This window comes from Sinorhizobium americanum, assembly GCF_001651855.1.
GTDB classification, from domain to species: Bacteria; Pseudomonadota; Alphaproteobacteria; order Rhizobiales; family Rhizobiaceae; genus Sinorhizobium; species Sinorhizobium americanum.
Genome location: NZ_LNQC01000075.1, coordinates 110,132 through 123,236, shown reverse-complemented (window position 1 = coordinate 123,236; position 13,105 = coordinate 110,132). Strand labels below are relative to the sequence as shown.

General features: G+C 63.0%; 14 protein-coding genes. 7 read left to right on the top strand and 7 right to left on the bottom strand.

Features of this window, described 5'->3' with window-relative positions:
- Positions 1-34: 34 nt before the first annotated feature.
- Entirely contained in the window at positions 35-2,989 is a 2,955-nt protein-coding gene (uvrB, locus tag ATC00_RS23685; RefSeq protein WP_064254635.1) for an excinuclease ABC subunit UvrB, read from the top strand.
- Between the two features lie 497 nt (positions 2,990-3,486).
- On the opposite strand, the gene ATC00_RS34150 is transcribed toward uvrB, so the two are convergent.
- Entirely contained in the window at positions 3,487-3,918 is a 432-nt protein-coding gene (locus ATC00_RS34150) for a hypothetical protein (protein WP_064254634.1), read from the bottom strand.
- 303 nt (positions 3,919-4,221) lie between these two features.
- On the bottom strand, positions 4,222-4,839 hold the full coding sequence (locus tag ATC00_RS23675; protein ID WP_153045278.1) for a J domain-containing protein: 618 nt from the start codon (positions 4,837-4,839) through the stop codon (positions 4,222-4,224).
- 502 nt (positions 4,840-5,341) lie between these two features.
- On the opposite strand from ATC00_RS23675, the gene ATC00_RS23670 reads away from it, so the two are divergent.
- A complete protein-coding gene (locus ATC00_RS23670; RefSeq protein WP_014764845.1) occupies positions 5,342-5,554 on the top strand; it encodes a cold-shock protein in 213 nt (70 codons plus the stop codon).
- 238 nt (positions 5,555-5,792) lie between these two features.
- Here the strand turns inward: ATC00_RS23670 and dusA are convergent, their stop codons facing one another.
- Together dusA and ATC00_RS23660 are read right to left on the bottom strand one after the other, a co-directional pair.
- Entirely contained in the window at positions 5,793-6,944 is a 1,152-nt protein-coding gene (gene dusA, locus ATC00_RS23665) for a tRNA dihydrouridine(20/20a) synthase DusA (protein ID WP_064254633.1), read from the bottom strand.
- Between the two features lie 261 nt (positions 6,945-7,205).
- The gene (locus ATC00_RS23660) at positions 7,206-7,454 is read right to left on the bottom strand and encodes a hypothetical protein (RefSeq protein WP_037386209.1); all 249 of its coding nucleotides are present in this window, start codon (positions 7,452-7,454) and stop codon (positions 7,206-7,208) included.
- Between the two features lie 416 nt (positions 7,455-7,870).
- Between ATC00_RS23660 and ATC00_RS23655 the strand changes: the two genes are divergently transcribed.
- The 5 genes from ATC00_RS23655 (at position 7,871) to ATC00_RS23635 (ending at position 10,946) form a co-directional block, all read left to right on the top strand.
- Entirely contained in the window at positions 7,871-8,110 is a 240-nt protein-coding gene (locus ATC00_RS23655; protein ID WP_037386214.1) for a DUF982 domain-containing protein, read from the top strand.
- A gap of 415 nt (positions 8,111-8,525) precedes the next feature.
- Positions 8,526-8,735: a hypothetical protein gene (locus ATC00_RS23650; RefSeq protein WP_012708291.1), complete on the top strand. Its 210-nt coding sequence runs from the start codon at positions 8,526-8,528 to the stop codon at positions 8,733-8,735.
- 210 nt (positions 8,736-8,945) lie between these two features.
- Positions 8,946-9,632 carry a fumarylacetoacetate hydrolase family protein gene (locus ATC00_RS23645; protein WP_064254632.1) on the top strand — a complete coding sequence of 229 codons (687 nt, stop codon included), beginning with the start codon at positions 8,946-8,948 and terminating at the stop codon, positions 9,630-9,632.
- 56 nt (positions 9,633-9,688) lie between these two features.
- Positions 9,689-10,219: a gamma carbonic anhydrase family protein gene (locus tag ATC00_RS23640; RefSeq protein ID WP_064254631.1), complete on the top strand. Its 531-nt coding sequence runs from the start codon at positions 9,689-9,691 to the stop codon at positions 10,217-10,219.
- A gap of 73 nt (positions 10,220-10,292) precedes the next feature.
- Positions 10,293-10,946, top strand: coding sequence for a phytochelatin synthase family protein (locus ATC00_RS23635; protein WP_064254630.1), 654 nt, complete (start codon positions 10,293-10,295; stop codon positions 10,944-10,946).
- A 10-nt stretch (positions 10,947-10,956) separates the two neighbouring features.
- Here the strand turns inward: ATC00_RS23635 and ATC00_RS23630 are convergent, their stop codons facing one another.
- From ATC00_RS23630 to ATC00_RS23620, 3 genes are read right to left on the bottom strand one after another with little or no spacing between them, the layout of a single operon-like run.
- Positions 10,957-11,352, bottom strand: a complete 396-nt coding sequence (locus tag ATC00_RS23630) for a Fur family transcriptional regulator (protein WP_037386225.1) — start codon at positions 11,350-11,352, stop codon at positions 10,957-10,959.
- Positions 11,352-12,173: a zinc ABC transporter permease subunit ZnuB gene (gene znuB / locus ATC00_RS23625; RefSeq protein ID WP_037386227.1), complete on the bottom strand. Its 822-nt coding sequence runs from the start codon at positions 12,171-12,173 to the stop codon at positions 11,352-11,354. Before znuB ends, ATC00_RS23630 begins: the two co-directional genes overlap by 1 nt.
- The gene (locus tag ATC00_RS23620) at positions 12,166-13,074 is read right to left on the bottom strand and encodes an ATP-binding cassette domain-containing protein (RefSeq protein WP_064254629.1); all 909 of its coding nucleotides are present in this window, start codon (positions 13,072-13,074) and stop codon (positions 12,166-12,168) included. The genes znuB and ATC00_RS23620 overlap by 8 nt, the downstream gene beginning before the upstream one ends.
- Positions 13,075-13,105 lie beyond the last annotated feature (31 nt).

Here is a 13,105-nt window from a genome sequence, read left to right as displayed (position 1 = left end):
TCTTTTCGGGCTGACTCTCTCCATATTCCCGGCCATGGCTCAAAATCCGAAGCATCCCCAGAAGAAATCGTCAGCGCCCAGCGGTTTCGAAGAAGCCCCGCAAGCGCCGCTTTCCGGCACGCCGCTTTCCGGCAACGTCTCCGACTGGGTGAAGCAGCTCGAGGCCCAAGCGGAAACGTCCGCTTTCGAAAGCCAGCGGGAGATCGCCTCAAAGGCGGGCAAGCATCGCAAGAAGGTCGAGATTGCCGCCTCGAAGATGGGCGGCAAGGGCAAGCCTGAGACCGTCGCCGGTAAGACTGCGCGCGGCACGTCGATGGGCGGCAGCCACGATCCGAAGACGCGCGCCGCCGCCGGTCTGAACCCGGTCGCCGGTCTCGACGTGGCGCTCGAGGATGCGGACAAGCTGACGACCGGTTCCGGCGTCACCGCCACGGTCGAGGCGCTCGCCAAGCTGATCGAGAGCGGCAATCCGCTGTTCAAGGACGGCAAGCTCTGGACGCCGCACCGCCCTGCCCGGCCGGACAAGTCGGAAGGCGGCATATCGCTGAAGATGGTGACGGACTACCAGCCCTCCGGCGACCAGCCGACTGCGATCGCCGATCTCGTCGACGGGCTCTCCTCCGGCGAGCGCAACCAGGTGCTGCTCGGCGTCACCGGCTCCGGCAAGACCTTCACCATGGCCAAGGTGATCGAGGCGACGCAGCGCCCGGCGGTCATCCTGGCGCCGAACAAGACGCTCGCCGCCCAGCTCTATTCCGAATTCAAGAACTTCTTTCCGGACAACGCGGTCGAGTATTTCGTCTCCTACTACGACTACTATCAGCCGGAAGCCTACGTGCCGCGTTCCGACACCTATGTCGAGAAGGAGTCCTCGATCAACGAGCAGATCGACCGCATGCGCCACTCGGCGACGCGCTCGCTGCTCGAGCGCGACGACGTCGTCATCGTCGCCTCGGTTTCCTGCATCTACGGTATCGGCTCGGTCGAGACCTACACGGCCATGACCTTCCAGATGAATGTCGGCGACCGGCTCGACCAGCGGCAGCTCCTAGCCGACCTGGTGGCACAGCAATACAAGCGCCGCGACATGGATTTCCAGCGCGGCTCCTTCCGCGTGCGCGGCGACACCATCGAGATCTTCCCGGCCCACCTGGAGGATGCCGCCTGGCGCATTTCGATGTTCGGCGACGAGATCGACGCCATTACCGAGTTCGATCCGCTTACCGGCCAGAAGACCGGCGAGCTGAAATCGGTGAAGATCTACGCCAATTCGCACTATGTGACGCCGCGGCCGACGCTGAACGCCGCCACCAAGGCGATCAAGGAGGAGCTGACGCACCGCCTCGCCGAGCTGGAGCGCGCCGGCCGGCTGCTCGAAGCACAGCGGCTCGAACAGCGCACCCGCTACGACCTGGAAATGCTCGAAGCCACCGGCTCCTGCCAGGGCATTGAAAACTATTCGCGCTATCTGACCGGCCGCAGGCCGGGCGAGCCGCCGCCGACGCTGTTCGAATATATTCCCGACAATGCGCTGATCTTCATCGACGAGAGCCACGTCACCATTCCGCAGATCGGCGGCATGTATCGCGGCGACTTCCGCCGCAAGGCGACGCTGGCGGAATACGGCTTCCGCTTGCCCTCCTGCATGGACAATCGGCCCTTGCGTTTCGAGGAGTGGGACGCGATGCGCCCCGACACCATCGCCGTCTCCGCGACGCCCGGCGGCTGGGAGATGGAGCAGTCCGGCGGCGTCTTCGCCGAGCAGGTGATCCGCCCGACGGGACTGATCGATCCGCCGGTCGAGGTGCGCTCGGCGAAGACGCAGGTCGACGACGTGCTCGGCGAAATTCGCGAGACCGCCGCCGCCGGCTACCGCACGCTCGTCACCGTGCTGACGAAACGCATGGCAGAGGACCTCACCGAGTACCTGCACGAACAGGGCGTGCGGGTGCGCTACATGCATTCCGACATCGACACGCTGGAGCGCATCGAAATCATCCGTGACCTGCGCCTCGGCGCCTTCGACGTGCTGGTCGGCATCAACCTCTTGCGCGAGGGTCTCGACATTCCCGAATGCGGCTTCGTCGCCATTCTCGACGCCGACAAGGAAGGCTTTTTGCGTTCGGAGACCTCGCTGATCCAGACGATCGGCCGCGCCGCCCGCAACGTCGACGGCAAGGTCATCCTCTATGCGGACACCATCACCGGTTCGATGAGCCGCGCGATGGAGGAGACCGCCCGCCGCCGCGAGAAGCAGATGGCCTATAACCTCGAGAACGGCATCACGCCGGAATCGGTGAAGGCGAAAATCTCCGACATCCTCGACTCGGTCTACGAGCGCGACCACGTTCGCGCCGACATCTCCGGCGTACACGGCAAGGGCTTTGCCGAGGCCGGCCACCTCGTCGGCAACAATCTGCAGGCGCATCTCAATGCGCTCGAAAAACAGATGCGCGACGCCGCCGCCGACCTCGACTTCGAAACCGCGGCCCGCATCCGCGACGAGATGAAGCGGCTCAAGGCGGCCGAACTCGCGGTGCTCGACGACCCGATGGCGCGCGAGGAAGCGAGATCGCAGGAGAGCGGCAAGCGGGGCAGCAAGAGCGCCCCCAGCCCGATCTCCCCCGTTGCGGGGGAGATGTCCGGCAGGACAGAGGGGGGTACCTCGTCCACCGGCTACTTCCAGAAACCCTCGCTCGACGACATGGGCCCGGGCACCGACACCGAACGCCCCCTCTTCCGCAAGCCGGACCTCGACGAAATGGGCCGCGACGTGGCCATCCCCGCGGGCAAGGGTCAGTCGCTGTTCCGCAAGAACACCCTCGACGAAATGACTGTCGGCCGCACCGAAAAGCCGGCCGCTGGCCACGTTCCGGAAAAGCCGATCGTCACCCGCGCCAAACCCGGCATCGGCTCTTATGAGGACCCGGCGGACGAGAAGCGGCAGAAGGGCCGAACGAAAGGAAAAACGGGGCGACCGGGGCGGTAATGGATCGAGGGGGCTCCATTTTAACGAACCCATTGTTCACGACTCCGCCGGCCGACCGATCGATGGGCCCATAAGGGTAACGTGAGAAGACGTCTACTCACGCGCCGCACCCCATCTTTTTTATAGGCCAGTTCACGCGCCTACCGCCGTTTTCCCCATCTTCACGCAACCAAAAACCCTAACTTTATAGGGAACATTCCCGCAGATTGCGAATTTCAGTTCAAACTAATTTAGGGAGAACGAAGATGCGCACCCTGGAAACATTTTTGACGAGCACCGGTCTGGCGCTGATTTCGGCCGGATTTATTGCATCGGCCCCCGTTCCGGCACAAAGCCAGGATCGGCCCATCCTTATGGCTCAGCAGTGCAGTCCGCTGACAGACACGAACTTCGCGGCTTGTTGCGCGGCGGAAAACCGAGCCGACATCCTCACGGCCGCGCAAATCGCGCAATGCCCGCCTTTGTCTACGGCAGTGATTGCGCCCACCAATCCCTTCTCAACGACCAATTCCGGCGGCGGCGGTCTCGGCGGAGGCGGGGATAACGGCGGTGGTCCCGGTGGCGGCGGTGGTCCCGGTGGCGGCGGTGGTCCCGGTGGCGGTGGTGGCAACGGCGGCGGCGGCGGCGGCAACGACGGCGGCGGTGGCGGCAACGACGGCGGTGGTGGCGGCAACGACGGCGGCGGCGGCGGCAACGACGGCGGCGGCGGTGGCCACGACGGCGGCGGCGGTGGCCACGATGGTGGCGGCGGTGGCCACGACGACGGCAATGGTGGCGGTCATGACAATGGCAATGGCGGCGGTCATGACGACGGCAACGGCGGCGGCCACGACAACGGCAATGGCGGCGGTCATGACAATGGTGATAAGGATCGCGGCAACAACGGTTGGGGCAACGGACGGGATTCGACAAATCCCGGCAGCGCTCATGGTAAGGGCGTTTCGAAAGGTGGCCCGGGCGCCGGACATTCGCAAAGCGGCTCGAAGACGGGCGGGGCCAGATAACACGCACCGTCGATGATCGTCCCGATCCGCCGATCGATGGACAATCAATGCTCTATAGGCGGCGCCAGCGTTTGGCGCCGCCTATAGATTTTTGTACTTCCGCAGAAATACGGGCTGCTTGTGATGCAGTCCACGGGAGACCGTGATCTGGATCATTTCACGATTCGTTGCACGCTTTTCCTGAAATAGTACTGAATGGCGTTGCGGCGGCACGCTCCACACCGAAGCTTACTCCGCCGCCCGCGCCTCGATCTCCAGCGGCTCCATTTCATAGGAATAGCCTTCCAGCATCTGGTACGCCTCCTCGATCACCTCGATCTGCGCTTCGGCGTTCTTGATCGCCTCGCTGATCGACTGGCTGCGGGCGCGCAGCATCGAGCCGAGCACGTCCGTGTCCGGCCGCCGGCCGAGGCGGTCCATGTGCTTGCGGACCCGCGAGCGGTGACGCTCCAGTTCGAGGATATGGAAGCGGGTCTTGACGATGTCGTCGGAGAGTTTGCGCCGCATGGCCGCGACGGGATCGAAGCTGCCGGGCTCGCGCAGGTCGAGAATGAAATCGTTGACGAGCGTCTCGAGCATCATCAGGCCCTTGAGCTGCTTGGGATCGACGAGCTGCGGATCGTACCCGGTGTCGTCATAGACCTTGCGGCGCACCGGATCCTTTAAAAGATCATAGGCCGCCTGCAGCTTGCCGAACTCTTCTGCATCGCCGCCGCGGTCCGGATGCGCGGTCTTCACCGCCCGCCGGTAAGCCGCGCGGATCGCCCGATCGTCGGCATCGCGCTCAAGTCCAAGGAGGGCATAGGGATCGATCACGCGGGCCACCTGCTTTTCGTCGACGTGCAATGTTTCCTGTCCGGTCCAGACCTACCGGTTCGCCGCGCCAGCAGCAAGTCCAGTAACGGATGCCCAGGCGCGCCACGCTCAGCGCAGCGTCGGGACGAAATTGTGGTCGAAACGAGGCAATCCACGACATTTATCCATCGCCTCGGGCTACATTAAACTTAGGAAAAGGCCAGTCTCGCAAGGCATTGACCGGATACCGCCACGGCTAGAACTCTCTACTTGCCTTTTACCTCAATTGCTGCCACTCCTACCCCGTTCGGGCGATTTCAATCCCGGAGACTGGACTTTCGTTTGAGCCCGGCCGTAGCCGGGACGGCCGCAAGCGGCACCGTAGACGTCTTTTCCCCGATATCGTGACCACTCGACGCCTTTCAGCATCTTGCTGAAGACGACATGTTCGTTTCCTCTAGGGGGCACGAATACACTACCTCAAGCAGACAAGCCGTGCTATTGAAGCGCTGGGTTGCGGCAAATGACAGACTGAAGGAAAAGGACTTCTTCCATGGCCACCAAGGGCATCGTAAAATTCTTCAACCAGGACAAGGGTTTTGGTTTCATCACGCCGGACGGCGGCGCGAAGGACGTTTTCGTCCACATCTCCGCAGTTCAGGCTGCCGGTCTCGCGACGCTCAAGGATGGCCAGCAGGTCAGCTTCGACACCGAACCGGACCGCATGGGCAAGGGCCCGAAGGCCGTCAACCTCCAGGCGATCTAAGCCGGACGTTTGATCGGATTGTGAAAGGCGGCGCCTCGCAAGGGGCGCCGTTTTTCGTTCGGGGTCGCCCCAATGGAACTCCCTCATTCCGGTGCTCGTCACAGGAATGAGGCGCGCCAAGTCCTTGGCGCGGGAGGTGCATTGAAACTCTCAGCACCGCTTCAGTCCCAGCGCAGACGCGCTGTGGCTGGTTTCCTGTGACAAGCACAGGAATGGAGGGAACCGGGTGGAACGGCCCCTACTCCGCCGCCTCGCGCATCGTGACCGCCTCGAACACCGCATCGAAGGCGGCATGGATGACCTCCGGGCCGGCGCCCTTGCGGGTGGCGTCGGCGGAAAGAATCTGGCGAAAGCGCCGCGCCCCGGGCCAGCCCTGGAACAATCCCACCATATGGCGGGTGACATGGATCAGCCGGCCGCCGCTGTCGATATGGGCGGCCGCATAGGCCGCCATGGCATCGCGGACATTGGCCCAGTAAGCGAGCGACAGGCGATGATGGCGATCGGAGAAGGCCTCCGGCTCGATCGACGCCGGTGCGGCATCCGTCAGCGGGTGGGCGAAATAGCCGTCCGCGGCCGTCAGCAGGCCGCTGTCATGGTAGGCGGCGCGTCCGAGCATCACGCCGTCCAGCGGCACCCCATTTCCGCCCTCTGGCCCGCCAAGCGCCGGCGATGGAAGCAAGCGTGCGTCGAGATGCGCCAGCGACTGATCTAGAGTCTGAAGACCGCCGTTGAGACCGATGAAAAGATTTGGATTCTCGGCCTTCAGCCGATGCACAAGACCATAGTCGAGCGGCGGGATTTCGCGGTTCTCCCGCGGCGACAGGCCCTTAAGCCAGGCCTTGCGGGCGTGCACCCAGACGGCGTCCGTGCCGGCGTCCTTGACGCGCTCAACGAGGGCGCGAAGCGCCACCTCCGGATCCTGGTCGTCGATGCCGATGCGGCACTTGACCGTGACCGGGACCTTCACCGCCGCCTTCATCGCCGCCACGCATTCGGCGACCAGTTCCGGCTGCTGCATCAGGCAGGCGCCGAAGGTCCCGGACTGCACCCGGTCCGACGGGCAGCCGACATTCATGTTGATCTCGTCATAGCCGAAGGCTTCGGCGATCCGCGCCGCCTCTGCCATCTTGACCGGATCGTTGCCGCCGAGCTGCAGCCCGACGGGGTGCTCCGCGGTGTCATGGCCAAGCAGCCTGCCCCTGTCGCCGCGCAGGATCGCATCGGCGACGATCATCTCCGTATAGAGCAGCGCATGGCGCGAGAGCTGCCGCGCGAAGAAACGATAGTGACGGTCCGTCCAGTCGATCATCGGCGCCACGGCGAACACGGGCGCCTTGAAGTACCGGCCCGACTCGGACGTTCCGACCGATTGCGACGTCGTTCTCATGGTCTGGTCAATTCTCTTTCATTCTCTTGTGCTCGCCCTCCCTACAGAAGGCAGAGCCCGAATGGCGGAGCGTAGAATTGGGGAAAAATCCGTGCCAATGCGCGATGCCAACGAGGTCTTATACTGTGGCGACACAAAGAAGGCGAGACGGCGCGACCGTTCGGCGCGCTTGCTGAGCCTCGACAAGATAGCGGCGCGCCGCCGTCCCGCGCCGGGCGACCTGGCACGTGCAGCGGTGACGCGACGGCTATGGCTCGTCGGCTACCGAAATCCGGCCTGCCGGAACCACTCCTGGACGCCGGCCAGCACCGCCGACTTGGCGCCCTCGAGCGTCGGCGCATAATGAAAGCCGGTATTGTTGGTGCCGTTGCAATGTGAAATGCGCCAAGCCCAGTCGCTCATCGTCTCGCGCTTCATGACGAAGGCGACTTCGTGCCGGCCCAGCATGGCACAATAGGTTCCGTTGCGCAGCGGCAACCATGTCAAGCGGATCTCTGCAACCTCTATCATTTCTGCCTCCAGCCGAAAAATATAGTAGGCTGGCAATCAAGTGCCTGAAACCCCAGCAATTGAGGGGCTTGCGGCCGGAGGCGGGGAAGAACGGCTATCGCGGACGGAACAACCTTGGAGGGAAGCGGCGAGCCGGCCGAAATGCGCGGCCGGGCACTGTCAGCCGCTTGCGCCGACGCAAAAAGGCCAGCCTCTCGAAAATGCGGACAAATGAAAAAACCTGCGCTAGATTGAAGAGCCTGACTGCGGACGCGCCCAGAGCCTGCGCGGAACCGGGCCATGGCCGACGACGTTTTTGCATTCGAATCTCGAATAGGCGGGAGGAGCCGCGCTCGTAAGCCCTCCACCCGACTATCGGAACCGAAATTGCGCTGGTCCCGGACTTGTCCGAGACGTCGCACCTCAGGAGGAGAAGCATGCATCAGGTGTTGTGGAACCGTCCTATCGAGCTTGGACTGACCGCCGGCGATATCCGCATGGTCAAGGGGCCATCCGATGCGCTCGCATGCCTGGCAGGTCAGTGGCCGCACCGCGGCCCCTATTACGTCGCAGCGCGCAGCGCCTGCCGTGCGGCGATCGCCGGCCGTCGGACTCCCGACGAGGCGCGCAGGCTGTTCATTTTTGCCGTCGAGGAAGCGCATCTGACAGCTCATTGAGCCGGAGAGACGCTATTTCGACCGATCCAGTGTTCAGCGTCTGTGTACGCCCGCACCTGTATTGTCTGCTATTTGCGTGCCAAAGCCACGTCGGGAGGCCGAAATCATAATATTTATAGGTAGATCGAGGTGCGCATAAATAGTATTAATATCGTCAGCCAACGGCTTTGCTTGAAGATCAAGGTCATTTCTAATATAAGCAATGGCGCAAACTTTCCGTCATCAGCATGCCTTCGGGCGAGGCCGAATTTGCGGCCAATCTTGAAATGACACGGAAATTTCCGCGAAACCGCCGGATTTCTGTCGTGAAGCGTTCATTTAAAGCCCTTATATTCTGAGGTGCCTCATAAAGAACAAGTTCGGAGTGTTTAACTCCGGATAAAAAGGGAAAAGAAAATACTACGGGAGAGACATCATGATGAGAGAGAGCAATCTCCGACGTATTGTCGAAGTCAGCATGAAGCGTGAAACCGGCCGCAAGGACATCGGCATCATGACCGTTCGCCAGGCCCTTGAACTTCCCGAAGTGCCGAGCCTCGAATACAGCCACCCGGAACTCAACTCGCGCTCGGACGGTCGCTTTCTGACCCGCGACCAGCTTGAAGCCTATGCCCGCTGCGCCTGACCGCAGGCCCTGCGAGCCCTATAAATCACTCTCGGCATAAGTTTGCCTATTGCCGCAGCCCTTCCGGCTGCTAACGTCCCACCAAAGATTCGCTACAGCACCACCGTCCAGCCGGCACGGTAGGCGGCTGTAGCGTTTCGCCTCCCGCATATTCATTTGCCCGGCGCCAAGCCTGGCGATGCGAGAACCGGACGACAGGAAACCGCCATTTTGGAAACGGTCATACCGCCCTCACCTCCCGTGCTTTTGCCGATTTCCGGGAGTGCCGTCGGCTTTCCGGTGCGGCGCGTCTATTGCGTCGGCCGCAACTATGCGGCCCATGCGCACGAGATGGGACATGACCCCGAGCGCGAGCCGCCGTTCTTTTTCCAGAAGAATGCCGACAACCTGCTGCCGACCGGCCAGGATTTCCCCTATCCGCCGCTCTCCTCGGACGTGCATCATGAGGTGGAACTGGTCGTTGCCCTTCGCCACGGCGGTGCGGATATCCCGGTCGAAGAAGCGACCGCGCATGTCTACGGCTATGGCGTCGGAATCGATTTCACCCGCCGCGACCTGCAGGCCCAGGCGAAGGAGTCCGGCCGGCCCTGGACCGCGGCCAAGGCCTTCGAGCATTCCGCGCCGATTTCGGCAATCGCGCCGGCGACGGCCGTCGGTCACCCGGCGAACGGCAACATCTGGCTGAAGGTCAATGGCGAGACGCGCCAGCAGGGCGATCTCGCCCAGATGATCTGGACGGTCCCCGAGATCATCGCCGAGCTCTCGCGCCTCTTCACTTTGGCACCCGGCGACATCATCATGACCGGAACACCCGCCGGCGTGGGTGCCGTCGAACGTGGCGACGTCGTCACCTGCGGCATCGACGGCGTCGCGGCGCTCTCCGTCAAGGTGGTCTGACGCGCCGCGACAGCGGGAAGGCTGCCCGCGCCTTGCCCCAGCAGAAGGAAAGCACCATGCCACTCTATGCATTGGGACCGCTGCAGCCGAACACGCCGCTGCAAGGCAGCTACTGGATAGCGCCGGACGCCAATGTCATCGGCCAGGTGGAGATTGGCGAAGACGTCGGCATCTGGTTCGGCGCAACGTTGCGTGGCGACAACGAGCCGATCCGCATCGGCGCACGCACCAATATCCAGGAGGCGGTGATCGTCCATGTCGATCCGGGCTTCCCGGTGACGATCGGCGAAGGCTGCACCATCGGCCACAGAGCCATCCTTCACGGCTGCGGCATCGGTGACAATTCGCTGATCGGCATGGGCGCCACCGTCCTGAACGGCGCCAGGATCGGTCGCAATTGCCTGGTCGGCGCCAATGCACTGGTCACCGAGGGCAAGCAATATCCGGACAATTCATTGATCGTTGGCGCCCCGGCCAAGGTGATCCGGACGCTCGACGACGCAGCCGTCGAAGGTCTGAAGCGCTCCGCCGAGCATTATGTAAAGAACTGGCAGCGCTACGCGGCACAGCTTACCCTGCTGGATTGAGCCTTCGACAGCATCGGTAGGCGCAGCTATCGAGATGCGCTATGCTCTGCCACCATTTTCAAAGGTGAGAGCGATGAGGCGGGGTTTTCTCGTCGGTGCTGCATTTGGTCTCGCCGTCCTCCTTGGCGGCGCTTATGTCTTGCAGCCGGCCGAAGTCTCGCCCGCAGCGATCCGGGCCTCGGTCGAGCAATCGCCTGACCTGCTGAACCGCGCCTGGGGCCTCCCCGTCGCGTCGAGCTACGGTCGGACACTGACGTGGCAGGCGAATGGCTCCTTTTGCGGTCCGGCCAGCATCGCGAATCTCTTTCGCTCTATCGGCGAAGAGGAGACGAGCGAAGCGACAGTCCTTGACGGGACGGGCTGGTGCCGCCTCGGCTTCTGCTGGATGGGGCTGACGCTCGACGAGCTTGCCGAGGTGGCGAGCGCCCAGACGGATCGCCACGTGACTGTGTTGCGCGACCTGACGCCGGAGGAATTTCGACGGCATTTGCGGGCGAGCAACGACCCAGGCAAGCGCTACATCGTCAACTTCTCACGAGAGGCGATCTTCGGCGCCGGCGTCGGCCATCATTCGCCGATCGGCGGCTATCTCAAGGCGGAAGATCTGGTTTTCGTTCTGGATGTGAACGAGCGCTTCAAGCCTTGGCTCGTTTCGCCCGAAAAACTCTATTCGGCGGTAAACACCTTGGACGGCGACCGCAAGCGCGGCTTGTTGCTTATCGAATAGATCGGCGGCATCAGGCGCAGCTCTTGCAGTGCCCGCGGATTTCGATGGTGGTCTTCTCGGTCTTGAAGCTCTGGGCGCGAACGAGCGTCGACAACCGCTGTTCGATCGCCTCGTCGTGGAACTCGGTGACCTGCCCGCAGCCTTCGCAGATCGTGAAAGCAGTCACGCCGTGCTCATGATCGTGGTCCTGCGGGCAGGTGCAGGCCACGAAGGCGTTGAGGCTTTCTAGCCGATGGACGAGCCCGTATTCCAAGAGCTTGTCGAGGGCGCGATAAACCTGGAGCGGCGCCCGGAAGCCGTGGTCCCTGAGCTTGTCGAGGATCGTATAGGCGCTCATAGGTCCGTCCGAATGAGCGAGCGCACCCATGACCAGCGACTGGTTCTTCGTCAATTGGGGCGTACCCATCATTTTCCTCCATGCGAAGTATGTGACGCGCGTTCCAGTCGGCCGACAGGCAACAGACTCAAGACGAAGAGCGCCAGGGCGGCAACCACGATAGAGGGTCCGGACGGCGTATCCCAGTGCAGCGAGCCGAAAAGACCGCCGGTGACGGCAAGGGCGCCGATCAGCGAGGCGAGAACCGCCATGACTTCCGGCGAGGTGGCGAAGCGCCGCGCGGTCGCCGCCGGGATGATCAGCAGCGAAGTGATGAGGAGAATGCCGACGATCTTCATGGCGATCGCAATCACCAGCGCCATCAGCAGCATGAAGAAGAGCCGCGCCCTTTCCGGGTTCATCCCCTCGGCCTCTGCGAGCTCCGGGTTGACCGTCGAGGCGAGCAACGGCCGCCAGAGATAGACGAGCGCCAGGATCACCAGGATGCCGCCGCCCCAGATGATGTCGATATCGGCCTCCGAAACGGCGAGGATATCGCCGAAAAGGAAGCCGACGAGGTCGATGCGGACCCAGGTCATGAAGGCGACGATGACCAGGCCGATCGACAGCGCCGAATGCGATAGAATGCCGAGCAGCGCATCCGTCGACAGCGCGCCGCGCCTCTGCAGGAAGAGAAGCAGCAGCGAAACGACCGAGGCGACGATGAAGACACTGACCATCAGATTGAGGTCGAGAAGCAGCGACAGCGCCACGCCAAGCAGCGCCGAATGCGCCATCGTGTCGCCGAAATAGGCCATGCGCCGCCAGATGACAAAGCAGCCGAGCGGCCCCGCGACCATGGCGATGCCGATGCCGGCGACCAGCGCCCGGATGAAGAAATCGTCAAGCATCGCGCTTCTCCGCGGCGTCGAATCCGTGCAGGCGTGTGTGATGGCCGCAACCGCAGTCCGGCTCGTGGTCGTGGACGTTTTCGGCCTCGTCATGGTGATGATGGCCATCGCCGGGGAAACAGCTCTCGGTGATGCTGCCGTCGGCGTGCAGCACCCGCCCGTCCGGCAGATGCGTGTGGTCGTGGTGATGACTGTAGACGGCGAGCGCCCCGGCGGCCCGCCGCCCGAACAGTTTCAGATATTCCGGGCTCTGGCTGACGGCCTGCGGCGTGCCGCGGCAGCATACATGGCCGTTCAGGCAAACGACCGTATCGGTCTCCGCCATAACGATGTGCAGATCATGCGAGATCAGCAGGATGCCGCAGCCGGTGCGGTTGCGGATCTGCTTGATCAATTCGTAGAGCGCGATCTCGCCGGAAAAGTCGACGCCCTGCACCGGCTCGTCGAGAACGAGCAGATCCGGCTTGCGGGCGATGGCGCGCGCCAGCAGCGCCCGCTGGAATTCGCCGCCAGAAAGATGCTGCACCTCGGCCTTGGCCATATGCAGCATGCCCGTTGCGGCCAGCGCTTCCTCGATCTCCCTGCCCTTCAATGGCCCGGTCAGTGTCATCAACCGCTCGACCGTCAGCGGCAGGGTCCAATCGACAGCAAGCTTTTGCGGTACGTAGCCGACCTTGAGACCGGCAAGCCGCGCGACACTGCCTTCATCGGGCTTCAACACCCCGATGGCGGTCTTCGCAGTCGTCGATTTCCCCGAACCGTTCGGCCCGATGAGCGTGACGATCTCGCCGCGGCTGATCGAAAACTCGACGCCGCGCACGAGCCAGCGCCTATTGCGGCGCACGCCGGCATTGGTAAGGCTGACGAGCGGCACAATGTCTGGCGATCGGAAATTCAGCATCGAAAAATTCCGTTCTTTCACGGTTGCCTCT